The organism is Paenibacillus solisilvae, assembly GCF_042656405.1.
GTDB lineage: Bacteria > Bacillota > Bacilli > Paenibacillales > Paenibacillaceae > Paenibacillus_Z > Paenibacillus_Z solisilvae.
On sequence record NZ_JBHSOW010000002.1, the window covers coordinates 11,541 to 37,798 of the forward strand.

A 26,258-nucleotide genomic window follows, 5' to 3' on the forward strand; every position below is an offset into this window, starting at 1 on the left:
CGCGAACTGGTGCTGCAGCAAACTACGCGAACTGGTGCTGCAGCAAACTACGCGAACTGGTGCTGCAGCAAACTACGCGATCAGGTGCCATGCAAACTACGCGAACTGGTGCTGCAGCAAACTACGCGAACTGGTGCTGCAGCAAATTACGCGAACTGGTGCTGCAGCAAACTACGCGAACTGGTGCTGCAGCATACTACACGAACTGGTGCTGCTGCAAACTACGCGAACTGGTGCTGCAGCAAACTACGCGAACTGGTGCTGCAGCAAACTACGCGAACTGGTGCTGCAGCAAACTACGCGAACTGGTGCTGCAGCAAAACGATCTGGTGGCTGCAGCAAACTACGCGGACTGGTGCTGCAGCATACTACACGAACTGGTGCTGCAGCAAAATACGCGAACTGGTGCTGCAGTAAACGACGCGAACTGGTGCTGCAGCAAACTACGCGAACTGGTGCTGCAGCAAACGACGCGAACTGGTGCTGCAGCAAACTACGCGATCAGGTGCTGCTGCATATTACGCGATCCGACGCAGTTGCATATTACGCCGCTCGATGCTGTAGCATATTAATTATTTAAAGCGCTTATTATTCATGCCATTTACAAGGGTTGAGTCAAAGCCATTAACGGCATAGATTCAACCCTTTTCTTTGTTCGCTCAGGTGATATAAATTTGATCCAGCAGCACCTTTTGGCCTGTTCTGGTTCTCCCGTATTTCCTGTGTTTCCCGTTGTTCTTGTTCCCGGTTGGCAGTAAGGGTTCGTTAGTGGCTTTAAGCCGGGTCTTCTCCGCCTTTTCAAAATAATCTTAATTTCCGAATTGACAGACGATTTATTCGGGAATATAATAAGCAACAACACTTCACAATTGTTGCTGCAGCCAAGATTGGCTTGCAGATATACCTCCTAAACGCGACGAACAGGAGTAGTAAGGCAATGCCGGGATTAGAGAGCTGCGGGTTGGTGCAACGCAGTCGATGGCAGCCAGAATCTCGCCTGGGAGCGGTACAGCGGAAACAATCGATCGATGGTTCGGCCGAAGGCCAAGGCTGTCATCACGATTGCGTACGTTATAACGGCTAGCCTCCGTGATCAGGTGCGAACCTTCGATTTCTAGAGTCGTTGGGACGCGTTAAGGTGGGCGTTTTTGCAAAACGTCAACAAGGGTGGTACCGCGCGGACTTCATAGTCTGTCGTCTCTTGAATTAGAGACGGCAGGCTTTTTTTGATTTTCCTCAGCGGATACGGTGTTAGGAGCAGCCCAAGCAAGTTTGTCACATTCATGAAATTGTTGAAACTCAAATAGATCAAACGCTATGAACAGGAGCATTAGGATTACAATCCGGGAATATACGTGAACCATATTCACATGATGTGGTTGACGGCAGAGAGCTGCGGGATGGTGCGACGCAGCCGATGGATGTCCGAACTCGCCTGGAAGCGGAACGGGGGAAACTCCTGCCGAGCATTGCCGAACAGGCAGCTCGCTCAGCAGAAGCGTACTCCGATACGGCTGACCCCCGTCATCGGGTGCAATCTGACCAAGGCTCGATTAAGGTGGATCAGTTGCTCGCCAAAGTAGCGTTGATTCGCGAAATGTCAGGGCTTTATCCTCCGCACGCAAGTGCGCATCGAGTGGACAATCGGGTTGCATAAGCGGGTTCGGACCACTGATGGTCCGGACAACTAGAGTGGTACCGCGGCAAGCACACAAAGCCTGTCGTCTCTTGATACAAGAGATGATGGGCTTTTTCTATTGTCTGCGAAGGTTTCAACTCTGCGAAGCTTTCTAACTGCACAGCTTCTATTCTGCACAGCTTTCTAACATCCTTAAATGTTTCAAAGCCTGTAACAGAAAGCTCGAACTCAACTCAACTCAACTCAACTATTTCAGGAGGTTAACCCATATGACCATTAATCCATCGAACGTTTCTGACGCTATGAAAAGAATCCGTATCTTCGACACCACGCTTCGTGACGGCGAACAATCGCCCGGAGCCACACTTGCTCCAGAGCAGAAAATCATTATTGCCCGTCAGCTGGCTAAGCTTGGCGTGGATATTATTGAGCCGGGATTTGCAATTTCAAGCCCTGGTGACTTTGCGGCGGTACAGCAGATTTCCCGTGAGCTGAACAACGTAGAGATTGTCGGTTTTGCAAGAGCGATGAAAATCGATATCGATGCTGCGGTCCGTGCGACAGCAGATGCGGCAAAACGCCGCCTGCATCTGTTTATCTCTTCTTCGGATATTCAAATGGATTTCCAATTGAAGAAAAGCCGGGAGCAGGTGCTCCAGATCGCCCGGGAAATGGTTGCTTACGGCAAGCAGTTCGTGAATGAGATTGAATTCTCGCCGATGGATGCCAGCCGCGCCGGCCGCGAGTTTGTCATCGAGATGGTCGAAGCGGTAATCGCAGAAGGCGCAACGATTATTAACCTGCCTGATACGCTTGGCTACGCGATGCCGGATGAATACGAGGAAATGTTCCGTTCTGTACGCAAACAAGCCCGTGGCGGCGACAAAGTCATTTATAGTGCGCACTGTCATAACGACCTTGGTCTGGCGGTAGCTAACAGCTTAGCGGCCATTCGCGGCGGCGCGACTCAAATTGAGGTGACGGTAAACGGGATCGGCGAACGTGCCGGCAACTGCTCGCTGGAGGAGCTTGTCATGGCGATCGAAACACGTAAATCCGCTATTGGAGCAGAGACCGGAATCGTTATGAGCGAGATTTATGAAACCTCCAGAATGGTCAGCAGAGCGATGAACTTCCCGATTGCCTTCAACAAGCCAATTGTCGGCCGCAATGCATTCCAGCATGAATCGGGCATTCACCAGGATGGTTTGCTGAAGAACCGCAACACTTACGAGATCATGGATCCCGAAGCGATGGGGATCCCGCGCAGCATGATTGTACTTGGCAAGCATTCCGGCCGGCATGCCATCAAGCACCGTTTGAATGAATTTGGCATTAGCCTAAGCGATGATCAGCTGGCAGATGTGTATACCCGCTTTATTGCCAAAGCCGATGAGCTGAAACTGGTGCCTGATAATGAGCTTATTCGTCTGGCCAGTGAGTCCACCGATACCCAGCATGATCCTTTCACGCTTGTTGATCTGACGGTGCTGGCGGGGACGAACAAATCCCGTATTGCCTCAGTGACCATCCGCGAGCGTGACTCGCAAGAAGAAAGCACCTTCACAGGAATGGGTACAGGACCGCTGGAGGCCGTTATCCACTGTATTCAACAAGCGATCCCCACTGCCGGTGCCTTCGAGGATCTGGAGCTGCACTCCTTATCCACAGGAGAAGACGCCAGAGGCGAAGCCATTGTCAGCATTGTTCATAACAATCAGAGATATCGAGGAACTGCGATCCATAACGATATCATTCTGGCAGCTGCTCAAGCTTATGTGGGGGCATGCAATCAACAGATTCTTAGCGGTCAGTCCGCTGTGAAAAAGCACGAGGCTATTTAGAGCATCCCGTTACACAAGAACAAACGAGACTGATATCGCGAATGAAGATGCTTTTGGGCTCGGTTTCCGTAGCTCCTCTCTAAGGTAGTTGATCCATTCTAATCTGTCAGTGAGGGAGAGGAAGCATTGTGGATAACGTTATTGCTTACTATTCCAGCTTCGATGAGTGGGGAAGGCTGGAGCGGGAGCCTCTGGAGTTCATCATTAATTGGCATTACATGAAACAATATTTGCCTCGTTCCGGCATGATCCTGGATAATGGGGCGGGTCCTGGAAAATACGCATTTGAGCTAGCCGGAAGCGGTTATAACGTGACCTTGTCCGATATCACACCCCGCTTAGTTGCCCTTGCACAAAGCAAAGCCGATGAATTAGGGCTGCTTGAACAATTTAGCGGATTTCATGTATTGAACGCCGTTCAATTGGATGGAATTCCAGATGAGTCGCATGATGCTTCCCTTATGCTCGGGCCTTTGTATCATCTGCAGCATGCTGACGAACGTATCGCAGCTGTCCGTGAGCTGCATCGTGTGACCAAGAATAACGGTATCGTATTCGTGGCCTTCCAAAGCCGCATGCGGATGATGATTACCTCCTTGCTCTATCCACAAAGCTGGGCGCCTAATGATAATATGGATGCGATAAATAAGTTTGCAGACGAGGGAATCTTTAATCATCGGGACCCGGGCCGGTTTACAGGTGGCTATTATTACAATGTTGAAGATATCAAGCCTTTCATGGAGAGTTATGGCTTCGAGACCTTAGAGCTAATTGGTTCATCAAGCATCGGCGCACTAATGGATAACGAGCAGAAGCAATATTGGACTGACAAAGGGGACAAAGAAAAATGGATGGATCTCCTCATTAAATCAGCGCAGGATTCGTCCATTTTGGGGGTTTCATCTCATTTGCTTTACATTGGCCGGAGGAGATAAATGACCTGACCGCTCCTTGCTTCCTATTCATGTTATCCCCATGTGCCCAAACACGCCGGAGTTATTTTGGGGGCCGTTATCATTTACGAACTGGCCGGGGTACGATGAGTGGCGGAGCATCGGATGTGAATACGTTGTGGCTGCAAATACGATAAGGGTACAAGCAAAGCAGGGGAAATCCCTGCTTTTTTTTTATTCTCATGGATATTTTAGGAGTTATCCACAGACTTGCCCACAATGTTTAGGTGGAATGTGCACAATCTTCGCAAACCCGCGAAATTCGGGCATTTACAATGTGCACAAAGTTGGGATAAGTTTTTCACAGTCAGGCTGTGGATAATGTGGATAATGGGAGTAAAACAAACGGTCTGTCTGTCCACATGTGAGTAGTATATTAATAAATCGTTAATTTATTAGCGATTGAAGTAGTCAGTAGTGTGTGAATTGTGGCACAATTCATGAAGTGCTGTGGATAAACCTGTGGAAAGAGGGGATAGAATGGATTTGCCTGTGTCGATCACGGGTTTTATGCAACCCTTCTGAATATCCACACGTCATGAATACAAGACGTTCAAACGGGGGGATATCATGCTGCACTTTCTGATCAAAGACCGTAGACTTCTATCCGCTTCATTATTCCTAATGCTGTGCTTCATCTTATTGCTTACAGCGGGATGCTCAAGCTCGAATAACAGGTCTTATGAAACCTGGGGCAGCAAGCACGACAGCAATTCAGAGAAAGTTCAAGCAATGTGGATCAAAGATAATTCAAACAACAGCTCCAAAGTCTACGCATCCAATCAAGCTCAAGAAGCGCTTAGTGCGTTTGAAGGCGGCTTGTATCAAATGGGGCAGCTGGATATAAAACCTTCTGACTACACGATTACAATGAAGCAAGATGGAGGCGATGTCACATTCTCGTTGTGGATAAAAGGCACTGGCGGCATGTTTACCGACAGCTCGGATGACAGCGGCTATTATCAGTTTACAACTGAGGGTGAAGACAGCGTAAGGGAGATTATGGAACAGGCCGGCTTCCCTATTTCCCGGCAATAATTTAACTGAGTTATTCAAGGGCGAAACCTGGAGCCGGTTATCCATCAGCCGTCACTTCCAGGTTATTTGTCATACGAGCTTGCCAATGATTATGAAACCTTCTTCCAGAGAATGATATATCTCAAGTTACGAAGAAGGAGACTGATCAGGAATGAATGAGCGAGTGAGCGGGTTAAGGTTAGCGTGGCTCGATATCCGGCAGATGTGGTCATCGAATGTGATGCGCAAATCGGTACTTGGCTTGATGGTGCTGCCGCTCCTTTACAGCTTCATCTACCTGTGGGCGTTCTGGAATCCGACGGAACGGGTCCATCAGCTGCCGCTTGCGATCGTTAATGAGGATAATGGAGGGGTTCGGAGCGGAGAACAGACGAATCTTGGCTCAGAGCTGACTGCTCAGCTTACCTCTGATAAGAAGACGAAATGGATGAAGACAACGGCAGCAAAGGCCCATCAAGGCGTGGAGAATAATACCTATGCACTGGCGCTGTTTATTCCGGCTTCGTTCACAGAGCAAGCCTATAGTGTCGGAACGGATGCGCCTGAATACACGCATCTTCGCTATGAAATTAACGAAGGCGCAAACATGCTTAGTGCAAAAGTGGTTCGGGCGGTGGCGGATATGGTGGAGGAGCAGCTTAGACAGCAGCTCACGGGTTAATTATTTGAAGGTGATTTTTGATCAGATTCTTAACGGTGCTAAGGGCTTGAAGGCGGCTGCAGAAGGTGCGGCGAAATTAGCGGAAGCTGCGAAACAAGCAAGTGTCGGCGCTGATCAATTGTCAAGCGGGCTCCGCCAATCCGGGGATGGAATGAAGAAGCTTGAAGCAGGTATTACGCCTTTAACAGCAGGAGCTAATGAGCTCGAGAATGGTCTTATTCGTCTAGGCACAATCGCGGAGCTGTTCAATAAAACAATGGTGGACTGGACTAACAGACGAACATCCGGCGGTGACAAGCTGAGCGATGCGGATAAGCAGCTGGAAGTCATTCAAAATGGACTACTAACAACGATGGGTCAAGTACGAACCAATGTACAGCAAATGAAAAACTCGCTTCAGGCAGTGAATGATTCAGCAGCGCAATTACAAAAGGTACGCGATGCAGCGGCGCCGATTCAAGATAAACTGGATACCCTGGCACAAAATATGGATGAAGGCCGGGCTTCCTTAAACGAGCTTGGTCAGCAGTTTGCCGATTTATCCAAAGACGAGCGTTTCAAGAGAGCGGTTCAACGTTTAGAAGCGGCGGAGGGTGCAAGGGCGGAGGCAGAGCAGGCATTAACTGCATTAAATCAATCTATAGAATCATTGTCTGCGTCTATGCAGCAGGCGACTTCCCAATTATCGGGCAATGCTGCCGCGATGCTCCAAACACTTGATAAGCTTTCATCTGATATGGAGAGTTTCCGTACGTCGGCTAAGAACGCATCAGACTGGCTGGACCAGCAGAAGTCGCTTGTCGATTCCGTGTCAGACCGGATTTCGGATGTTGCTGCCGGTGTGATGAAGCTTCAGGACGGAAGCGGCAAGCTGGTCAATGGCATGCTGCAGCTGTATGGAGGTGTCGAAGCGCTGCGAGTCGGCAATACGAAGCTCGAGGAAGGGGCAAATTCACTGCGCGACGGGCTTAAGCAAATAAGCAGCGGACAAGCGGAGCTGGCCAACAAGCTCACAGATGCCGCAGCGATTGCAGCCAAAGACGATCAGTCGGAGAAGCGACAACAAATCATCCAAAACCCTGTCGAAATGGAAGAAACGAATTTACATCCCGTGCCGAGCAATGGTGTCGGTTTTGCGCCTTATTTTATCGCTTTGTCACTCTGGGTCGGATCGCTTGTCCTCTTCTTCGTCATTGATATTACGCAGGTGCGCGCGCATCCAAGAGGACCTCTGTCGTATCTGACCAACAAGTATTTGGCGCTGTGCTCAGTCAGTGTCTGTCAGGCGCTGCTGTCGGTATTTATTCTGCATGCGGGTCTTGGCATTCCTACCGTTGAAGCACCGATGGCGATGTACGCTTACGCGATCCTCATCGGGCTTGTATTCACCGCGATCTTGTTCATGATGATCTCCATTCTTGGCAGTGATGTAGGCCGTTTCGCAGCAGTGCTTATCCTCATGCTCCAGCTGACCTCAAGCTCAGGTTCTTATCCGGTTGAACTGGAGCCGGGCCTGTTCAGGTTTATTCAGCCCTATCTGCCGATGACCTATGCCGTTGAAGGCTTGCGTCATTTGATCTCTACTGGCGGCGCACAAGAAATAATCCGGACTGCACTCGTGCTGTCCGGATTCGGGCTTTGCTCACTTCTATTGCTGTATGTGGTGAAACGACATAAAGTGATGGATGAAATTCAACATACCGCAGCCTAGGCTAACAGCTCTTCCCAGGCCTCATATATGGTTTGAAGCTGCGCCTTTTTGGCGTCAATGTCGGATTGGATCATCTGCACACGGACATAGTCATTATAGATATCGGGTTCAGTGAGCTGACTCTCCAGCAGCCCGATTTCTCCTTCAAGACGGGCAATATCCTGCTCGAACTGCTCCAGCTTTCGCTGACGGTTCCGCTCTTCGCGCTTGGCCTGTTTATCCGCTTCATACGAAGATTGGGGAGGGGCTTCCGGTACAGGGGAAGGCTTCCCCTGTTTTCCTTGTGAAAATGACAACGTTTCCATCTGCAGTTCTTCGTTTTCACGTTTTTTCTGGATCATTTCGTCATAATTTCCCAGGAAATGATGAGTTCCTTGCGGATGGAGTTCGACAATGCGTTCTGCCATCTTATTAAGGAAGTAACGGTCATGCGAAATGAAAAGAAGCGTGCCGTCGTAATCCAGCAGAGCCGATTCCAGAACCTCTTTGCTGTAGAGATCCAAATGATTCGTAGGCTCATCAAGAATAAGCATGTTAGCGCGTGCCAGCATGAGCTTGGAGAGTGAAACCCTTGCCCGCTCGCCGCCGCTAAGTGAGCCGATGCGTTTCTTAACGTCATCTCCGCTGAATAGAAAATTCCCCAGTACTGTCCGGATTCGGGCTTCCTCGATGCCTGGATAGGTGCTCCAAAGCTCTTCCAGAACGGTATTCGAATGGTTTAAACCCGTATGCTCCTGGTCGTAATAACCAATTTTCACATTGGTACCCCATTTAAATGTTCCGTGAGCCACATCAGGCTTGTCGCTTACGATCGCTTTAAGAAGAGTCGACTTGCCGATCCCGTTGGGACCAATAAGCGCCACATTCTCGCCTCGTTCAAGACGGAATGTCACATTGCGGAATAAGGGATCGCTTTTCTCTGCAAATTGAATCGACAAATCATGAATATCAAGCACATCATTACCGCTTTGGCGATCGATTTCAAACGAAAAATGTGCTTTCTTCAGGTCGCCTAGCGGCTTATCCAAACGTTCCATTTTTTCCAGTGTTTTACGTCTGCTTTGAGCCCGTTTGGTTGTCGAAGCACGGACAAGATTGCGCTGAACAAAATCCTCAAGCTTCGCAATTTCATCCTGCTGCTTGTCGAATTGCTTCATTTGAGCTTCATATTCGGCAGCCTTGATATCAATAAACCGGCTGTAGTTGCCTGTATAACGCCTGGCTGTATGCCGCTCGATCTCTACTATGGTCTGAACGACAGCATCGAGGAAATAGCGGTCGTGGGAAACAACAAGAATGCCGCCCTCATAGCCGCGCAAATAATCCTCAAGCCACGTCAACGTCTCAATATCGAGATAATTTGTAGGCTCGTCAAGCATGAGCAAGTCGGGGGATTGGAGCAGGATCCGGGCAAGAGCAAGCCGCGTCTTCTGACCGCCGCTTAAAGTTGAGATAACGGTCTCCGGCGGAAATTGGCTAAAGCCCATTCCGTGTAAAATGCTGCGGATGCGCGTTTCCATCTCGAAGCCGCCTTTTTCCCGAAACCACTCGGATAAACGTGCATAACGCTCTAAGGTCGCTTCATATTGTTTGGTATCGGCATGCAGAACCGGATCGGCAATTTGCTGCTCGAGGGAGCGAAGCTCCTGTTCGGCTTCTGTCAGATGGGCGAACACGGCGCGCATTTCGGCTTCGATTGTACGGTCGGATTGCAAGCCGCTGGATTGTGCCAAATAGCCGATGGTCGTCTCTTTAGCTTTGTAGATGGTCCCGGAGTCAGCCGACATCTCTCCTGCGATAATGCGCAGCAGGGTGGATTTGCCGGCGCCGTTGACGCCGACCAGTCCGACTCGTTCGCGGGGCTGTACTTGAAAGGTAATGGATGAGAGCACACTGCTCGCACCATAGCTTTTGGATATATCGGATACTTGAAGAAGCATAGTCGAACGAACCTCCAAATAAGAAAGCTTAATGACATTATTTTTTAATGCCCAAATGCTTTTATGGCCTAAGCCGTTTCTCCTTATATTACATGAATTTGTGCGGAAACGCGACTGATAAGGGAGGCTCTCTTCTCCGTAAGGCGGCGATCTCTGCGCTTATGCCGGAACAGGCTATTTTCGTTTGTCTGACGATTGGCGAAATATGGTCAACAGTGGTAAACTAAGATACAACTATGTTTAGAAAAGGCAAGGACGGTAATGATGGAGCAGAACGCGGATTCAGAGGCTTTTTACCAGCAGAAGAAGGAAGCGCGAGCAGCCGCTATTGTCAGGCGTGACAGCTTATCGGAGCAGCTGCGCTCGAGCAGGTCTGAAGCAGCCTGCCAAGCGGTTATAGACTGGCTTGAACAGCAGCAGGAAACCTTCCATAGTCTGCGTCTCATGGTCTATGTCCCCTTTCGTTCGGAGCTGGATACGAAGCCGCTCATTGAATGGGGCTGGCGTTCTCATCTAACCATTATCGTTCCGCGCTGCGTGCGAGCAGATCGTTCGATGGAGCTGTACAGCATCAAGGGCTGGGAAGAGCTTGTCCCAGGCGCGTACGAAATATTGGAGCCGGATCCACATAAAGCGGAGCGATGTGCGGATTCGTTTATACCGGATATCATTATTGTACCTGGACTTGCTTTTGATTTGCTTGGTGGAAGATTAGGTTATGGCGGCGGGTATTACGATCGGTTTTACGAGCGATTGTGCAAGCTGACTGCTGAACAAGCGAAGCGATTCCCATATTGGATTGGCGCAGGGTATGAATTACAACTGACTCATGAGGTTCCGATGGATCCGCATGATGCAAGGCTGCAAGCTGTCGTGACAGAGCAGGGCCTGCGGTGGACTTCTGCATCCATTTCTCATCTGCCGAAAGGAGCAAATCATGGATCTGACCCATTTTAACGAACAGGGACGCGCTCGTATGGTGGATGTCTCGGATAAAGAAATTACGACCCGGATTGCGGTTGCCCGAACAACCGTAACCATGGCAAGCGAGACGCTATCGCGAATCAAAGCCGGAACCATTGGCAAGGGAGATGTGCTTGCGGTTGCCCAAATCGCGGGAATTATGGCGGCGAAGAAGACATCGGACTGGATTCCGATGTGCCATCCGCTGCCGCTGACTGGTGTAAATATTACATTTGCCGATAATGGGGCAGATGAACTATATATAGAAGGAACAGTTAAAACAACTGGCAAGACAGGTGTCGAGATGGAGGCCTTAACCGCTGTTTCTGCGGTTGCCTTGACCGTATACGACATGTGTAAAGCGCTGCAGAAGGATATGGTCATCGGACCGACGTATCTGGCATCCAAAAGCGGCGGCAAAAGCGGGGATTACGTCCAAAGTTAACGAAGTTATTCGTTCTTCTGATTGGGGGAGAGGTTCATGCGGTGGAAAGTGGCATTATTAACGGCAAGCGATAAAGGCTCGCGCGGCGAACGGGAAGATACAAGCGCGCAGGTCATTAGAGAGCTGGTTGAAGAAGAATTAAGCGGGGAAATCGTCGATTATCGCATCGTACCTGACGAAATGGATGAGATCATGGCCGCCCTTATCGAAATGACGGATTATTTTCAAGCAGATCTTGTGATCACAACGGGCGGCACGGGTCTTGCTCCGCGTGATTTGACCCCGGAGGCGACAATCAAGGTAATCGACAGGATTGTCCCGGGCCTGGCCGAAGCAATGCGGATCGGGGCTATTCAGCGCACCCGAAGCGCCATGCTCTCCCGTGGTGTATGCGGCATTCGAGGCCGCTCGCTCATCATTAATTTACCGGGAAGCCCAAAGGGGGTGCATGAGAATTTGCTGGCAATTATGGATCAGCTCCCTCATGCACTAAGTATCCTTTCCGGCCGAATGGGGGATCACAACGAATGACGCAGCCAAGTACAGGAACGGTCTTGAAGGAAGTGCCCGTGCAGGAAGCAGTCGGTCTAAGGCTGGCGCATGATTTGACACAAATTATCCCTGGTCAGTTCAAAGGCCGTTTGTTCAAAAAAGGCCATGTCATAACGGAGGCCGACATTCCGAAGCTGCTTGATATCGGCAAAGAGCATATCTATATCATGGAGCTGGGCGTTGGTGAGCTCCACGAGGATGAAGCCGCTATGCGAATGGCAGCCGCGCTTCAAGGTGAAGGTACGCAAATGACCGAACCTCATGAAGGCAAAGTTGCCATTAAATCCGGTCTCGATGTCCCAGGAATTGCCGTTATAGAGGCTTCCATTGTTCATGCCATCAATAATTTAGGCGAAATTGCGCTGGCGACTCTGCATACCCATGCCGTTGTCAAACCAGGCGGTCAGCTCGCGGCAACGAGAGTCGTCCCTTTGTTTGTTCCTGAGGAGAAAGTGAGCCGTGTAGAGGAACTAATCCATAATTACCGGCTGCTGCACGAAGGACGCTCTCCGGTTCGAATAAGGCCGCTTCGCTCTTTCCGTATCGGACTTCTGACAACGGGCGGAGAAGTGTTCTCCGGCCGCATTCAAGATAAATTCGGGCCTGCCGTAAGGCGAATCGTGGAGGCGCTTGGTTCAGAGATCGCGGAGCAGCGGTTCGCACCGGATGACCGACATACAATTGTCAAGGAAATACACTACTTGCTGGAACAACGGTATGATATGATAGTAGTAACCGGCGGAATGTCCGTCGATCCTGATGACCGCACGCCTGCTGCTATTAAAGAAGCGGGTGCAAACATTGTGAGCTACGGAACGCCTATGCTTCCAGGCTCAATGCTGCTGATGGGTTATCTGAAAGGCATACCAATTATGGGATTGCCTGGCTGTGTCATGCATGATCCTTATACCTCGTTTGATGTGCTGCTTCCCCGCATTCTTGCAGGAGATGTAATTACGAGAGAAGATATTGTACAGATGGGCTACGGTGGTTTGCACGGCTGTTAGGAATAGGAATAAAGAACTATAAGCTGCCAAAGTTGGTTTTTGACTGATCGGGCGTATGCTTCCGGTGCCGTTATTGCCTGCAGGAAGTGTAATCTGGTGTATCGCAAAAACTTAGCGTATGCTTCCGAAGCTGTTTTTGCCTGCAGGAAGTGTAATCTTGGTGTATCGCAAAAACTTTAGGAGGTGTCATCATGGGTGGAATTGGTGTAACGGGATTTATCCTGCTTGCTCTTATTGCCCTGCTGCTGTTCGGGCCGAACAAATTACCTGAGCTGGGCCGGGCATTTGGCCGTACGCTGAAGGAATTTAAAGCAGGTGCCAGGGATATAATGGAAGATAACGATGACCGCAAGGATACAAGTCGGATCGAAGTAAACCGTAAAACCGACGCAGAGGCGGACAACAAGCGGCTCCCGGACTAACGGGGCCCGCTTTTTTTATGAGCAGCGACGAATGTATGAAGAGTTACAAGGCAGTTATCACTTTCAGCACCTATTTATAGAAAGAGAGGCGAATAGCCGGTGACTGAATCTAAGACACCAGGATCTTCTCATGATGATCAACAGTTAATGTCGTTGTTTGAGCATCTTGGCGAATTTCGCCGAAGATTGATTTATGTGCTTATCGTTCTGATTATTGGCATGATCATCGGATTATTGCTGGCCGATCCTGCTTATAATTACTTGATGAAGCAGGAGCCTGTGAACGGGATGTCGCTGCATGCTTTCTCGTTATGGGACGGGATCGGCATGTATATGAAATTCGCTCTTGTTATTGCACTGGTGCTCGTGCTGCCTTTCGCAGCTTATCAGCTATGGGGCTTTGTAAAGCCGGCTCTGCGCTTGAAAGAACAGCGGGCAACTTTGCTTTATGTGCCTTTTGTCCTGATCATGTTTTTGATTGGACTGGCTTTCTCGTATTTTGTCGTTTTTCCTTTGGCTTTTAATTTCACGACAGATGTTGCCAAGCACCTCAATTTGGAAGAAACCTACGGCATTATGCAGTATTTCTCGTTTATGTTCAATATTCTGATTCCAATCTCTTTATTGTTCGAACTCCCAATCGCGATTATGTTTCTGACTAAGCTGCGGATTTTGAACCCACAGCGCCTCCGCAAGATGAGACGCTTATCGTATTTCATCTTGATCTTTATCGGCGTTGTTGTGACGCCGCCGGATTTTGTGTCCGATTCCTTGGTTGCGATCCCGCTGATTCTGCTGTATGAGGTCAGTGTTATCCTCTCAAGCATGGTCTATCGCAAACAGCAGGCAGCGGATAAAGCATGGGAAGAAGAATTTGAAGAAGAATATGAAAACTAAGTAAAGTCGGCGGACAGCCGGCTTTTTTGCTGCGCGGATACTGGGTTTTCAAAGCGTATACTAAATTATTACTATTAAAATCATGCAAATTGACGGGAAGCACTTGAAATTTGGATTCAAAATCGGTATTATTAAAAATGGTTGTTAGCACTTAACAGTTGCGAGTGCTAACAAGAATATAGAGCAACATAAATTAGAAGGAGGCTATTTTCATGATCAGACCTTTGGGTGAACGCGTATTGATTGAGCCAATCGCGAAAGAAGAAACGACTGCAAGCGGCATTTTGCTGCCGGACAACGCGAAAGAAAAGCCGCAAGAAGGCAAAGTAATCGCAGTAGGCAGCGGCACGTTGAAAGAAGGCGCTCGCATTGCTCTTGAAGTTAAGGAAGGCGACCGCGTGTTGTTCTCCAAATATGCAGGCACTGAAGTTAAATACGAAGGCAAAGAGCTTTTGATTATGAAAGAAAGCGATATCCACGCCATTCTAGGATAAGCAAAGCACACTTTGACTCGATCATACATGTATGACCATACTTAACGGTAGACCACTATATTTTCAGGAGGTAATTGACAATGGCTAAGGAAATTAAATTCGGCGAAGACGCTCGTCGCGCAATGCTGCGCGGTGTAGACGCTCTTGCGAATGCAGTTAAAGTTACACTGGGCCCTAAAGGCCGCAACGTGGTTCTTGAGAAGAAATTCGGCAGCCCGCTGATCACAAACGATGGTGTTTCCATCGCTAAAGAAATCGAGCTGGAAGATGCTTTCGAGAACATGGGTGCTCAGCTTGTTAAAGAAGTAGCTACCAAAACAAATGATGTTGCCGGTGACGGTACAACAACTGCAACCGTTCTTGCTCAAGCGATGATTCGCGAAGGCTTGAAGAACGTTACTGCAGGCGCTAACCCTATGGTTATCCGCAAAGGTATCGAGAAAGCAGTTCGTGCTGCTCTTGAAGAACTGAAAGCAATCGCGAAACCAATCGAAGGCGAACAATCCATCGCTCAAGTTGCTTCCATTTCCTCCGGCGATGATGAAGTCGGTCAATTGATCGCTGAAGCTATGCAGAAAGTCGGCAACGACGGCGTTATCACCGTTGAAGAATCCAAAGGCTTCGTAACCGAGCTTGAAGTGGTTGAAGGTATGCAGTTTGATCGCGGATATCTTTCCCCATACATGATCACAGACACAGATAAAATGGAAGCTGTCCTGGACAACCCATATATTCTGATCACTGACAAAAAAATCTCCAACATTCAAGAGATCCTTCCGGTTCTTGAGAAAGTTGTTCAATCCGGCAAGCAACTGCTGATCATCGCAGAAGATGTTGAAGGCGAAGCTCTTGCTACGCTTCTTGTTAACCGTCTTCGCGGTACATTCACTTGCGTGGCTGTTAAAGCTCCAGGCTTTGGCGACCGCCGTAAATCAATGCTTGGCGATATCGCTGCTCTTACAGGCGGCCAAGTGATCACAGAAGAGCTTGGTCTTGAGCTCAAAGCAACAACAGTGGAACAGCTTGGTTCCGCTCGTCAAATCCGTGTAACGAAAGAAAACACAATCGTTGTTGACGGTGCTGGCGACAAGAAAGATATCGATGTTCGCATCAACCAAATCCGTGCGCAGCTGGAAGAAACAACTTCCGACTTCGACCGTGAGAAACTGCAAGAGCGTCTTGCTAAGCTTGCTGGCGGCGTAGCGGTTATCAAAGTTGGCGCAGCAACTGAAACTGAATTGAAAGAGCGTAAGCTCCGCATCGAAGATGCTCTGAACTCAACTCGCGCAGCGGTTGAAGAAGGCGTTGTTTCCGGTGGCGGTACTGCACTCGTGAACGTATACAAAGCAGTTGCAGCTGTTAACGCAGCAGGCGACGAGAAAACAGGCGTTAACATCGTTCTTCGCGCTCTGGAAGAGCCTGTACGCACGATCGCAGCGAACGCAGGCCAAGAAGGCTCCGTTATCGTTGAGCGTCTGAAAAACGAAGAAATCGGCGTTGGTTATAACGCAGCTACTGGCGAGTGGGTAAACATGTTCGCAGCTGGTATCGTTGACCCTGCGAAAGTAACACGTTCCGCTCTTCAAAACGCAGCTTCCGTTGCAGCTATGTTCCTGACAACTGAAGCAGTTGTTGCTGACAAACCAGAGAAAGACAAACCAGGCATGCCTGATATGGGCGGCATGGGTGGCATGGGCGGAATGGGCGGCATGATGTAATCGCTGCATCATAAACCCTTATATATCAAGGAAAACGGGATCTTTCGGGGTCCCGTTTTTGTTTAAAACCTACAAAAACCTCACATTTATTGCAAGCTGAAGGGCTTCAGAATGTCCGAGAAGTAGATGGTAACTTTATCGACAGCATTCTTCTGCACCTTCTCTGTGACGTGGGTATAAATCTTAAGCGTCGTTTTTGGATTATCGTGGAGCCTATGCTAATCGTAGAGAAGTTAAGCTCGGGGCTTCATTTCGTAATAAATTTCAGTAGTGTCATCTGTATGTCACTGCATCAATCGTCTCTGCTTAAAATTACGGATTATGACGCCATGTGTTGGTGAGAAGAGAAGGGTGAGCAGGAATATTCCACCAGCGACGCTGATCATGCTTCCAGCAATCGAAGCGTCCAGCAAATGAGCTGCATAATAGCCAAGGACGGAGCTGCAACAGCCGATCACAACACTGTAAATGATCATCTGATTCAGTTTTTCCGTGAGCAGATAAGCAGTGGCGGGCGGAACGACAAGCATGCCAACAACTAGAATGGCCCCGACGCTCTCAAAAGAAGCGACTGTGCTGACAGAAACGAGGCCCATAAGCAAGTAGTGAAATAAGGCAACCGGGATACCGACCGCCGCGGCTAAAGCGGGATCGAAAGAGCAAAGCTTAAACTGCTTGTAAAAAGCAGAGATAAGAACGATGCTAAGGAGCAGCGCTAGACCAACCCCCCAAACCGCTTTTGGTCCGATGTCGATTCCCGCCAGATGGATTGTGTTCCAAGGCACGTAAGCAATCTCTCCGTAAAGCACACAATCGAGATCCAAATCGATATGTTTGGTATACATACTGATTAGAACGACTCCGACAGCAAAGAGTGCAGTGAATACGACACCGATCGAAGCATCTGACTGAACACCGCTTTGATGGAACATCTGAATCAGGAACACTGTGAGTAGGCCAAGGGCTGCGGCGCCGAGCAGCATGAAAAGGGAGTCCCTCGATCCACTGATCAGAAAGGCGATCACAATACCCGGCAGTACGGAGTGGCTAATCGCATCTCCGATCATCGCCATCTTCCGCAGTACGAGGAAACAGCCTACAATGCCGCATGTGCTTGCAACAAGCGCACCGGTTAAAATAATCCAAAATGTACTCATACGGATTTCTCCCCCCGATCCACCTGCAGCATCGATTGCTCTTGTCTCACTTTACTTCGGACAGAAGCGCGCAACATTATTTTGGATAATATCCCTCGGCGCGGAGCGGCTATGACCGAGAAGACGAACATGGAGGTAGCGACAAGCATGATTAACGGACCGGTTGGTAAATTGTTGCCATTCGCGCTGATGAACGTACCTGCTAGACCGCTAAAGGCACCAATGACTCCGGAAAACACGACCATAAGTCCAAGTTTTTCCGTCCAATACCTTGCCGTTACGGCAGGAGTAATCAATAGGGAGGCCATTAACACGACACCCACGGCCTGAATGCCAACGACTACCGCAACTACGATTAGAAACATGATCAGCTGATCCAGAAAAGCAACGGGATAACCGATACCACGGGCAAATCCAGGATCAAAACTGAGCAGCTTAAATTCTTTGAATAATATCGTGCAAATACCAATTAGAACAATGGAAAAAATGACCATAATTAAGACGTCGACCTTCATCATGGTAGCAGCCTGACCGAATAAGAACTTATCCAGACCGCTTTGATTCCCGTTTCCACTATGTTGAATTTGAGTAAGCAAGACGATACCGAGGCCAAAAAATGTTGAAAGTACGATGGCCAAGGCGGTGTCCTGCTTGATCCTTGTATTGCGTGTAATAAAGCCAATACCGAAGGTTGTCACAATACCTGCAGCGGCGGCACCGATCAGGAAGAAGACAATGGATTTTGATCCGCTCAGCATGAAGGCGATGCAAACACCGGGAAGAGCGGCATGTGATAAGGCATCACCCATCAAGGATTGTTTACGCAAATAGGCAAAGCTGCCAATAACCCCGCTGCTCACACCAAGCAGCATGCAACCGATGAGGATCCACTGCACGTTGGGGTCCTGGAACACCGTTAACCAATCGAACATCGCCATTACCTCCCGTTCATGATTAAGGTTGACTGGTTATCCCGATCCAGCATCGTTAATTTCCCACCATAAGTTTGCTGTAATTTGTCAGCAGTGAACATTTGTTCCGTAGGTCCAAAGGCGATAATTTCCACATTCAACAGCATGAGCCAGTCGAAATATTCTTTGACTGTGGCTAGATCATGGTGGACAACCAGCACAGTTTTGCCTTGCATCTTCAACTCATTCAACAGTGTAATGATTGCTTTTTCCGTGGCCGCATCGACGCCGACAAACGGCTCATCCATAAAATAGAGCTTGGCATCTTGAGCGAGTGCTCTCGCTAGGAAGATTCGCTGCTGCTGGCCCCCGGAAAGCTGGCTAATTTGTCTATCGGCGAAATCCGTCATACCGACTTTCGCAAGGCATTCCATAGCGATTCTTTTTTCGGTACTGCCAGGACGTTTAAACCAGCCCAAATGCCCATAACGTCCCATCATCACTACATCTAGCGCATTCGTTGGAAAGTCCCAATCGACGGATTCCCGCTGGGGAACATAACCGACCAGCTTACGCTGCTCTGCATATGGTTTTCCATAGATAGATACATCGCCGGACAGACGAGGAATCAAGCCGAGTGCTGCTTTAATTAGTGTCGATTTCCCAGCGCCGTTGGGCCCGACGATGCCAATTAGTTTTCCTTCTGGAACCTCGAAAGTGACGTCTCGAAGCACCGGTTTTTTCTGATAAGCAACTGACATATTATGAATTTTTAAAGGTTTAGCAGGCATGTTCAGTTTCTCCTTTGCGCATTATTTTAGTGCTTTCACAATCGTTTCCACGTTGTGACGAACCATTCCGATATAGGTGCCTTCCATTGTTCCCTCTTCCCCCATGGCGTCGGAGAACAACTCGCCACCAATTAACAACTCATGGCCCTTTTGTTTGGCACCTTGAATGACGGCATCAATTGCCTTGCGGGGAACGCTGGATTCTATAAAAATCGCTTTGATTTTCTTTTCGACGAGAAAGTCCCGCAAATCTGTTACATCTTTCGTACCGGCCTCAGAAGCCGTGCTCATACCTTGTAACGCCATAACTTTTAGTCCATAGGCATCGCCGAAATATCCGAATGCATCATGTGCCGTCACCAGTATGCGACTTTCTTCTGGAATGGTTCTGATTTTCTCAGCTACCTCATCGTTGAGCTGCTGCAATTGATTCAGGTAAGATTCAGTGTTTTTTTGGTAATCGGCAGCATGTTCCGGATCATGCTTGATGAGTGTATCCCGAATGGATTCGGTTGCTTTCATCCAATGTTTCACATTAAACCAGATGTGTGGATCGTATTCGGTGTCCATTCCATTTTGGGCTCCGGTTCTCAGCGTAGTGTGATCGATGTATTCCGAGACGGCCACTGTCGTTTTCTTTTTAGCTATCTTCTCAAAAATCTCGACCATTTTCCCTTCCAAATGAAGGCCGTTGTAAAAGATGATATCGGCCTTATCCAGCTTTTCGATATCGCCTTGGGACGCTTTATACAAGTGGGGGTCAACACCTGCTGTCATAAGACCCGTTACTTCCACATGCTCCCCGCCAACTTGATTAACGACATCGGTTATCATTCCGACTGTTGTTGTCACTTTAATTTTTCCTTCTGCACCCGACGAAACATTCTTGTTGCCGCATGCGGACACGAGGGCCACGCAACCAATAACTAGTAGAGTAAGGAAGAGCCTTTGAATCGAACCGCGTGATATTGATTTTGTTGTGATTTGCATCGTTTAATTTTCTCCTCATTTTATATGGATTTAAAAACACTGCTCTATGAAGCTTTATGATAATTACCTCTTTCTTTCATTGAGGAAAATATGTTTCCCAAAGGAAACATATTAGGCAAAAAAAAAGACTGCACATTTTTCGAATTCTTAATTGTTACTCTACAACAAAAATGTTTGCTCAACAACAAAAATTTTTCCTTTGGTAAACATTTTCTTTTAATAAAGATCATTGCTCTGTGTAACAAGCTCGTACATTTCTCATCGAATGCAATCGCCATCCAATGTTGAGGCTAACAGTGAAGCACTGATTTTGAGATTCATAGCGGTTCGGTTCCCCAATTTTCGTCCAGCAATTGATCCCGCGTCACCACATGGCCCGGATTCAGGAGGAATAGCCTAAGAATGTCGAACTCCTTCTTTGTCAAGTGGATCGCTTGTTCCGCCCGGAACACGCTCATCCTTTCGACGTCCATCGTGATATTCCGATAGGAGAGATGCTTTATTAGCCTCTAGTTAAAATTGATTTAACATGAAAGCGCCGAATCGTCCGCCGTCCAACCGAAAATGCTTCAATCCGTCGACATGGAAGAACATTTGCAGCTGAATGTGGTAATCGACTTTTCATGTCCATGATTCCTGTCAATTTAGCCTATTCTCCAATAAGTAGTGGTGGCTGTACTATCATTAGTTTGAAAGTCGGTGAAAACCTGTAAATAGTTCAAATGTCTCATTTTTATTAACGGACCTCTCATTTTTGTACTATTATTTTGTGCTAGTATCTAAATCGTACAATAGCAAGAGTAAGTTTTTGGTTGTTAAATCTTATATCAGGAGAGGTGACGACACATGAAAAAACTTATAAAGAGTAAGAAGAAGCTCATTTCAGCGGTGGCGTTGACGACATTACTGCTCGGCTCGGGCAGCATTTATGCTGCTTCATCGCTCGTTGTAGGTCCCAAAGGAGACGGCACTGGGGTCAACCCTCACGGATGGACGCTTACTCCGGCCGGAACACAAGTGGATTTGGGGAACAAACCGTTTGGCGGAGCCATCAGCCCGGACCGCAAGTATCTGATTGTTTCAAATGACGGCACAACGAAATCGCTGCAGGTTATAGACGTACTGCAACAGAAGGTCATCTCTGAGGTGAAACCTTCGGAAGGGCTGTTCCTTGGCGTAGTATTCAGCCCTGACGGAAAAACCGTCTATGCCTCAGGAGTAAGCAACAAAATTGCCGTGTTCCAATTCGATAACGGAATGCTTACAGAGAAGGCCCCTATTGTGATGCAGGGAGCCAAGGTAATCGATCCTGTTTTGAAAATGACTACCTTCTCCCCGGCGGGGATCTCCATTTCTTCGGACGGAAAGTTCTTGTATGCAGCCAATAACATGAACAATTCCGTTTCCATGATCGACCTTGCTACGGGACAAATCAAAGTAACAGCGGATGTAGGAAACCATCCTTATACGGCGTTTCTTACCCATAACGGCGGCATGCTGTATGTGACCAATTGGGGAGAGAGCAGTATCAGTGTTTTAAATCCGAATGACTTGTCTGTTGTAAAAACGATCCCGGTAGGCCTGCACCCCAATGCGATAGCAGAGAATCCGGTTAATGGCATGATTTATGTAGTCAATTCCGACAGCGATGAAATCTCGGTCATTGATCCAGCAAAACAACAAGAGATCCAAAAGATTTCACTTGCTCCATATAAGGGGGCACAAGTCGGGTCTATTCCAAATGCTTTAACTATAAGCCAAGACGGAAAAACGATGTATGTATCCAATGCCGGAAATAACGATATTGCGGTAGTCGATCTCAACGATAAAAAGGAACCTGTAGTAAAAGGTTTGATTCCAACCGCATGGTATCCGTCCGGGGTATTTATCAACGAAGAAACCAAGCAACTGTTGGTTATGAACGCTAAAGGATTAGCATCAAATACGCGTCGAGGATCCCTGTCTTTCATTAATATACCGGATGATAAACAATTAGAAGAATACAGCAAACAGGTTCAAGACAATAATACGATTTACAAGGTTACGGGCAACGGTTGGTTGGAAGGGTTCATGGGGAACGACAACAACCCGATCCCGCTAGTTGAAGGTCAAAAATCGCCTATCAAACATGTCATTTATGTCATCAAGGAAAATAAAAAGTACGATCAAGTATTTGGCGATTTGGGAAAAGGTAACGGGGACCCAAGTTTAACCCAGTACGGCAGGGAAATTACGCCAAATCAGCATAAACTCGCTGAACAGTATGTCACTATTGATAACTTCTATGACGATGCGGAAGCCAGCCCGGACGGACATGATTGGACGGTGGGGGCGATTGCGAATGACTTTAAAGAAAAATCTTATCGTCAATCGGATCATCTCTATGATTACGAAGGAACGGATCCGGCTGAATATTCCGAGTCCGGTCACATTTGGAACAACTTTATGAATCATGGCCTTACATTCCGCGACTACGGCGAATTCACTAGAAAAGATACAACTACGAATCAATGGGTACCGAACGATAAATCGATAGGCAACAATTATGACATCAATTATCCGGGCTGGACATTAAGTGTTACAGACCTGCAACGTTTTGATGAATGGAACAATGAATTCCAACAATTTGTTAAAAACGGAAATCTTCCGGCATTAGAAGTCGTACAAATGCCTGGGGATCATACAAACGGTACGAATCCGGGCACTTATACACCACAAGCTTTTGTAGCGCAGAATGACCTTGCCATCGGGAAAATGGTGGAGGCAGTGAGCCATTCCCCGTACTGGAAAGATACGGCGATTTTCGTAGTCGAGGACGATGCGCAATCAGGAACGGATCATGTAGATGCTCACCGCTCTACGGCGCTTGTCATCAGTCCGTATACGCAAACCGGAAAAGTGGACAGCACCTTCTATAGTACGTCATCCATGCTTCGTACCATGGAATTGTTCTTCGGTTTGAAGCCGATGACCCAGTTTGACGCATCCGCTATTCCGATGCTGAATGCGTTCACGATTCATCCGAAATTTGCTCCATACGAGAGCGAGCAGCCGCAATATCCGATTGACCTGAAGAACGGTCAAAATGCACCAATGGCGCAAGAATCGATGAAATTGGATTTCTCCAAACCGGATGCTGCAGACCCGGATACACTTAATCATATTTTATGGGCGGCTACTAAAGGAAACCAGTCGTATCCTGAAAAGAAATAATATGATTATTAACAGGATTAATAAGTAGCATCCCTGTAATCAAAAGTAAGATGCAAACCCCATGTCCCTAGGTTTTCGGCCCAAGGGGATGGGGTTTTCCTTTCATTTAAGGCAAGGAGTGGAAATCCGAACGATAACGCGTTTTTATATCATATAAAATCAATAATAAACGCTTTTTATTTCTCTTTCATAACCTTTTTTAAAAAATCTATAAATAATCTTAACAAATATATCTATTTTCTATGCTACTATAATATAAATAGCAGCTACCAAAAAAATAGCGGTCTCACCCGAAAATAGTATACTCGCAACTATTAAAAGGAGATTTATACTTTGAAATTAAACAAGAAGCTTATCTCGGGAATTCTGCTGTCATCGTTGGTTCTTGGTTCCAGCACCGCTTTCGCTTTAAACAGCTTCCCGTTCCCCTGGGGCGCCCAAGTCGACGGATTTGCAAATGGCTGGACGTTAACCCCCGCTGGCGAACAGGTGAATCTTGGTGACCGTCCATATGGAATGACCCTGAGTCCCGACGGAAAAACTCTATTGATTAGCAACAACGGCCAATCCATCCAGTCCATCATGGTAGTCGACCGTAAGAGCGGCAAAGTTATCCAAACTATTCCGTATAAATCGCCCGAAGCGTTATTTTTAGGCGTTGTCTACAGCCCTGACGGTAAAAAGGTTTATGCTTCCGCTGGCGGGAATAACAAAATCCGCGTTTATGACGTAATAGGTCAACAGCTAAGCGAGATTGCTCCAATCCTAATGCCAGCTGTCGATAGTAACGGTAAAAAAATGAACACGTTCCCAGCCGGACTCGCGATATCATCCGATGGCAAGACGTTGTATGCTGCTAATAATCTGAACGATTCGATGTCTATTATTGACCTGTCAAGCGGCAGCGTCAAGAAAACCACTCTTGTCGGACACAACCCTTATTTGGTTACACTCTCTAAAGATGGAGCAGCGGCTTACATAAGCAATTGGGGAGGCACAACGGTTTCGGTCATCGATACGGCTAGCGCTGACGTTACGGGGACCATTGAGGTAGGGGCGCATCCAAGCGCTATGCGGTTAAATCCTATCCGAAACGAGCTTTATGTAGCAAACACCGACAGTGATACCGTTTCCGTTATCGACACAGCTAAAAATCAAGTAACGCGGACCATCGAATTGGCGCCTTACAAAGGTGCAAAAGAGGGCAGCAGCCCTGATGCACTGACGGTATCGCCGGATGGAAATTCCCTGTATGTGACGAACGCGGGGAACAATGACGTCGTGGTCATAAGTCTCGCCAAAAACAACAAGCAAGACAAAATTGAGGGAATGATCCCGACCGCCTGGTACCCGACAGGCATTGAGGTTTCACACGACGGCAAACAGCTTTATGTAGCAAACTCGAAAGGATACGGTGCAGGACCGAACCCGAACGGTCCAAACCCTTATGATAACACCCCAACGTCAGCGGATCAGTATTCCGGTTCGATGGAGATTGGTACTCTCTCCATTATCGATGTACCGGCCACGAATAAACTTGCCCACTATACCAAACAGGTTGTAGACAACAATGGCTTTGACGAACGAGATAAGGTACGTACGGTCAAGGGATCCAAAGACCAACAAGTGATTCCCCGCCGCGTCGGTGATCCTTCGCCGATCAAGCATGTGATCTACGTCGTCAGAGAAAACCGTACCTACGATCAGGTATTAGGGAGCCTTGAAAAAGGCAATGGCGATCCGAATCTTAATCTCTTTGGAGATGAGTCAGCACCAAATACCCGCCAGTTAGCACGCCAGTTTGTGACATTGGACAACTTCTTTGCGGACGGTGAAGTTTCCTCCGACGGCTGGAACTGGACGGTAGCCGGGATGGCGAACACTTACGTACAGAAAACGTGGCCGGCAAACTACTCCGGCCGTAACCGTATTAAAGACACGTACGCCGATAATATCTCTTCGATTCCGAACGGCAACTTTGAAAATGCATATATTTGGGACAGGTTCTCCCAAAACAACGTCAGCTACCGCAACTTTGGCTTTTACAATTACGGCAGCATCCCGGCAAGCTTGCCCGGACTGGCGAGCCATACCGATATGGCCTACCCCGGCTACGACATGAAAGTCAAAGATCAAGTAAGGGTTGACGAGTGGCTGAAAGAGCTCCGGACATACGAGAAAAACGACAACTTGCCGACCGTACAGCTTGTCCGGCTCCCAATTGATCACACAGTCGGAACCACGGTAGGTCAGCTTTCGCCAAAAGCCATGGTTGCAGACAACGATATGGCTGTCGGCCGCCTTGTAGATACCATTTCCAAATCGAAATACTGGAAAGATACGGCTATCTTCGTCGTCGAGGACGACGCGCAGGACGGACCGGATCACGTTGACGCGCACCGTACAGTTGCCCTGGTGATCAGTCCTTACACGCAAACCGGAAAAGTCGATTCCACACATTATACGACCACTTCCATGCTCCGTTCGATTGAATTGATCGTTGGCGTGCCGCCATTGACGCAGTTTGACGCATCCGCTCTCCCGATGGTTAACTCGTTTACGGACAAACCGAATTTCAAAACGTATGATGCGATTACGCCGAAACAGTCGCTTGACGAAGTGAACAAGCCTGACGCTCCGTTAGCCGCCGAATCGTCTGCCATGGACTTTTCGGTCGAAGACCGGGCGCCGGCACAGCTCTTGAATAAAGCGATTTGGCAAAGCGTCAAAGGCGCCGGAAGCCAAATGCCCAAAGTGAAATCGAACATTCGTAGTCAAAAGAACAACGAAAACGCCGGAAACGCCGAAGCGGTGGAAGAGAACGGACCGTTACAAATAAAATGGTAAAAAAGGTAAAGTCCATTTTTAGATTTCGACTACAGTTTTGATGGAGGCAGACCTTCTGCCTCCTC

23 protein-coding genes are annotated in these 26,258 nt (G+C 48.1%); 17 read left to right on the forward strand and 6 right to left on the reverse strand.

The features are described from left to right. The 7 genes from ACFPYJ_RS00190 to ACFPYJ_RS00220 form a co-directional block, all read left to right on the forward strand. On the forward strand, positions 1-572 hold a 572-nt coding region (locus ACFPYJ_RS00190), incomplete at its 5' end, for a hypothetical protein (RefSeq protein WP_379186009.1). Positions 573-1,417: 845 nt separating this feature from the next. Next, positions 1,418-1,657 (forward strand): hypothetical protein, encoded by a 240-nt coding sequence (locus tag ACFPYJ_RS00195; protein WP_379186010.1) that lies wholly within the window; start codon positions 1,418-1,420, stop codon positions 1,655-1,657. A 284-nt stretch (positions 1,658-1,941) separates the two neighbouring features. Then, on the forward strand, positions 1,942-3,483 hold the full coding sequence (locus ACFPYJ_RS00200) for a 2-isopropylmalate synthase (protein WP_379186039.1): 1,542 nt from the start codon (positions 1,942-1,944) through the stop codon (positions 3,481-3,483). A 128-nt stretch (positions 3,484-3,611) separates the two neighbouring features. After that, positions 3,612-4,418, forward strand: coding sequence for a class I SAM-dependent methyltransferase (locus ACFPYJ_RS00205; protein WP_379186011.1), 807 nt, complete (start codon positions 3,612-3,614; stop codon positions 4,416-4,418). Positions 4,419-5,006: 588 nt separating this feature from the next. Then, complete coding sequence (locus ACFPYJ_RS00210; protein ID WP_379186012.1) at positions 5,007-5,474, forward strand: YhfM domain-containing protein; 468 nt, start codon at positions 5,007-5,009, stop codon at positions 5,472-5,474. A gap of 151 nt (positions 5,475-5,625) precedes the next feature. Next, positions 5,626-6,135, forward strand: a complete 510-nt coding sequence (locus ACFPYJ_RS00215) for a YhgE/Pip domain-containing protein (RefSeq protein ID WP_379186013.1) — start codon at positions 5,626-5,628, stop codon at positions 6,133-6,135. 10 nt (positions 6,136-6,145) lie between these two features. Beyond that, positions 6,146-7,846, forward strand: coding sequence for a YhgE/Pip family protein (locus ACFPYJ_RS00220; RefSeq protein ID WP_379186040.1), 1,701 nt, complete (start codon positions 6,146-6,148; stop codon positions 7,844-7,846). Here ACFPYJ_RS00220 and abc-f read toward each other — a convergent pair. Then, positions 7,843-9,786: a ribosomal protection-like ABC-F family protein gene (abc-f, locus tag ACFPYJ_RS00225; protein ID WP_379186014.1), complete on the reverse strand. Its 1,944-nt coding sequence runs from the start codon at positions 9,784-9,786 to the stop codon at positions 7,843-7,845. The two genes, ACFPYJ_RS00220 and abc-f, sit on opposite strands and share 4 nt — an antisense overlap. A gap of 261 nt (positions 9,787-10,047) precedes the next feature. On the opposite strand from abc-f, the gene ACFPYJ_RS00230 reads away from it, so the two are divergent. From ACFPYJ_RS00230 to groL, 8 genes are all read left to right on the forward strand, one after another. Further along, complete coding sequence (locus ACFPYJ_RS00230) at positions 10,048-10,743, forward strand: 5-formyltetrahydrofolate cyclo-ligase (protein WP_379186015.1); 696 nt, start codon at positions 10,048-10,050, stop codon at positions 10,741-10,743. Continuing rightward, positions 10,724-11,194, forward strand: coding sequence for a cyclic pyranopterin monophosphate synthase MoaC (gene moaC / locus ACFPYJ_RS00235; RefSeq protein ID WP_379186016.1), 471 nt, complete (start codon positions 10,724-10,726; stop codon positions 11,192-11,194). The genes ACFPYJ_RS00230 and moaC overlap by 20 nt, the downstream gene beginning before the upstream one ends. A gap of 36 nt (positions 11,195-11,230) precedes the next feature. Beyond that, the gene (locus ACFPYJ_RS00240) at positions 11,231-11,725 is read left to right on the forward strand and encodes a MogA/MoaB family molybdenum cofactor biosynthesis protein (protein ID WP_379186017.1); all 495 of its coding nucleotides are present in this window, start codon (positions 11,231-11,233) and stop codon (positions 11,723-11,725) included. Next, positions 11,722-12,753 carry a molybdopterin-binding protein gene (locus ACFPYJ_RS00245; RefSeq protein WP_379186018.1) on the forward strand — a complete coding sequence of 344 codons (1,032 nt, stop codon included), beginning with the start codon at positions 11,722-11,724 and terminating at the stop codon, positions 12,751-12,753. The genes ACFPYJ_RS00240 and ACFPYJ_RS00245 overlap by 4 nt, the downstream gene beginning before the upstream one ends. A gap of 191 nt (positions 12,754-12,944) precedes the next feature. Then, positions 12,945-13,175 (forward strand): twin-arginine translocase TatA/TatE family subunit, encoded by a 231-nt coding sequence (gene tatA, locus ACFPYJ_RS00250; RefSeq protein ID WP_379186019.1) that lies wholly within the window; start codon positions 12,945-12,947, stop codon positions 13,173-13,175. Positions 13,176-13,322: 147 nt separating this feature from the next. Beyond that, entirely contained in the window at positions 13,323-14,072 is a 750-nt protein-coding gene (tatC, locus tag ACFPYJ_RS00255) for a twin-arginine translocase subunit TatC (RefSeq protein ID WP_379186041.1), read from the forward strand. Between the two features lie 212 nt (positions 14,073-14,284). Beyond that, complete coding sequence (groES, locus tag ACFPYJ_RS00260) at positions 14,285-14,566, forward strand: co-chaperone GroES (RefSeq protein ID WP_379186020.1); 282 nt, start codon at positions 14,285-14,287, stop codon at positions 14,564-14,566. A gap of 80 nt (positions 14,567-14,646) precedes the next feature. Beyond that, on the forward strand, positions 14,647-16,284 hold the full coding sequence (gene groL / locus ACFPYJ_RS00265; RefSeq protein WP_379186021.1) for a chaperonin GroEL: 1,638 nt from the start codon (positions 14,647-14,649) through the stop codon (positions 16,282-16,284). A gap of 284 nt (positions 16,285-16,568) precedes the next feature. Here the strand turns inward: groL and ACFPYJ_RS00270 are convergent, their stop codons facing one another. From ACFPYJ_RS00270 to ACFPYJ_RS00290, 5 genes are all read right to left on the reverse strand, one after another. Then, positions 16,569-17,441 (reverse strand): metal ABC transporter permease, encoded by an 873-nt coding sequence (locus ACFPYJ_RS00270; RefSeq protein ID WP_379186023.1) that lies wholly within the window; start codon positions 17,439-17,441, stop codon positions 16,569-16,571. Next, entirely contained in the window at positions 17,438-18,373 is a 936-nt protein-coding gene (locus tag ACFPYJ_RS00275) for a metal ABC transporter permease (protein WP_379186025.1), read from the reverse strand. Before ACFPYJ_RS00275 ends, ACFPYJ_RS00270 begins: the two co-directional genes overlap by 4 nt. A gap of 5 nt (positions 18,374-18,378) precedes the next feature. Beyond that, on the reverse strand, positions 18,379-19,143 hold the full coding sequence (locus ACFPYJ_RS00280; RefSeq protein WP_379186026.1) for a metal ABC transporter ATP-binding protein: 765 nt from the start codon (positions 19,141-19,143) through the stop codon (positions 18,379-18,381). A 21-nt stretch (positions 19,144-19,164) separates the two neighbouring features. Continuing rightward, positions 19,165-20,133 (reverse strand): metal ABC transporter solute-binding protein, Zn/Mn family, encoded by a 969-nt coding sequence (locus ACFPYJ_RS00285; protein ID WP_379186027.1) that lies wholly within the window; start codon positions 20,131-20,133, stop codon positions 19,165-19,167. 317 nt (positions 20,134-20,450) lie between these two features. After that, the gene (locus tag ACFPYJ_RS00290; RefSeq protein WP_379186028.1) at positions 20,451-20,606 is read right to left on the reverse strand and encodes a winged helix-turn-helix domain-containing protein; all 156 of its coding nucleotides are present in this window, start codon (positions 20,604-20,606) and stop codon (positions 20,451-20,453) included. Positions 20,607-20,979: 373 nt separating this feature from the next. Here ACFPYJ_RS00290 and ACFPYJ_RS00295 point away from each other — a divergent pair, with 373 nt between their 5' ends. Both ACFPYJ_RS00295 and ACFPYJ_RS00300 read left to right on the forward strand, forming a co-directional pair. Continuing rightward, entirely contained in the window at positions 20,980-23,346 is a 2,367-nt protein-coding gene (locus ACFPYJ_RS00295) for a beta-propeller fold lactonase family protein (protein ID WP_379186029.1), read from the forward strand. A 333-nt stretch (positions 23,347-23,679) separates the two neighbouring features. Beyond that, positions 23,680-26,193, forward strand: a complete 2,514-nt coding sequence (locus ACFPYJ_RS00300; RefSeq protein WP_379186030.1) for a bifunctional YncE family protein/alkaline phosphatase family protein — start codon at positions 23,680-23,682, stop codon at positions 26,191-26,193. Positions 26,194-26,258 lie beyond the last annotated feature (65 nt).

Coding starts and splice junctions, on each gene's coding strand:
- ACFPYJ_RS00195 (WP_379186010.1), top strand. CDS start 1,418: ATGGATGTCCGAACTCGCCTGGAAGCGGAACGGGGGAAACTCCTGCCG.
- ACFPYJ_RS00200 (WP_379186039.1), top strand. CDS start 1,942: ATGAAAAGAATCCGTATCTTCGACACCACGCTTCGTGACGGCGAACAA.
- ACFPYJ_RS00210 (WP_379186012.1), top strand. CDS start 5,007: ATGCTGCACTTTCTGATCAAAGACCGTAGACTTCTATCCGCTTCATTA.
- ACFPYJ_RS00215 (WP_379186013.1), top strand. CDS start 5,626: ATGAATGAGCGAGTGAGCGGGTTAAGGTTAGCGTGGCTCGATATCCGG.
- abc-f (WP_379186014.1), bottom strand. CDS start 9,786: ATGCTTCTTCAAGTATCCGATATATCCAAAAGCTATGGTGCGAGCAGT.
- ACFPYJ_RS00230 (WP_379186015.1), top strand. CDS start 10,048: ATGATGGAGCAGAACGCGGATTCAGAGGCTTTTTACCAGCAGAAGAAG.
- moaC (WP_379186016.1), top strand. CDS start 10,724: ATGGATCTGACCCATTTTAACGAACAGGGACGCGCTCGTATGGTGGAT.
- ACFPYJ_RS00240 (WP_379186017.1), top strand. CDS start 11,231: ATGCGGTGGAAAGTGGCATTATTAACGGCAAGCGATAAAGGCTCGCGC.
- ACFPYJ_RS00245 (WP_379186018.1), top strand. CDS start 11,722: ATGACGCAGCCAAGTACAGGAACGGTCTTGAAGGAAGTGCCCGTGCAG.
- tatA (WP_379186019.1), top strand. CDS start 12,945: ATGGGTGGAATTGGTGTAACGGGATTTATCCTGCTTGCTCTTATTGCC.
- tatC (WP_379186041.1), top strand. CDS start 13,323: ATGTCGTTGTTTGAGCATCTTGGCGAATTTCGCCGAAGATTGATTTAT.
- groES (WP_379186020.1), top strand. CDS start 14,285: ATGATCAGACCTTTGGGTGAACGCGTATTGATTGAGCCAATCGCGAAA.
- groL (WP_379186021.1), top strand. CDS start 14,647: ATGGCTAAGGAAATTAAATTCGGCGAAGACGCTCGTCGCGCAATGCTG.
- ACFPYJ_RS00270 (WP_379186023.1), bottom strand. CDS start 17,441: ATGAGTACATTTTGGATTATTTTAACCGGTGCGCTTGTTGCAAGCACA.
- ACFPYJ_RS00275 (WP_379186025.1), bottom strand. CDS start 18,373: ATGTTCGATTGGTTAACGGTGTTCCAGGACCCCAACGTGCAGTGGATC.
- ACFPYJ_RS00280 (WP_379186026.1), bottom strand. CDS start 19,143: ATGCCTGCTAAACCTTTAAAAATTCATAATATGTCAGTTGCTTATCAG.
- ACFPYJ_RS00285 (WP_379186027.1), bottom strand. CDS start 20,133: ATGCAAATCACAACAAAATCAATATCACGCGGTTCGATTCAAAGGCTC.
- ACFPYJ_RS00290 (WP_379186028.1), bottom strand. CDS start 20,606: ATGGACGTCGAAAGGATGAGCGTGTTCCGGGCGGAACAAGCGATCCAC.
- ACFPYJ_RS00295 (WP_379186029.1), top strand. CDS start 20,980: ATGAAAAAACTTATAAAGAGTAAGAAGAAGCTCATTTCAGCGGTGGCG.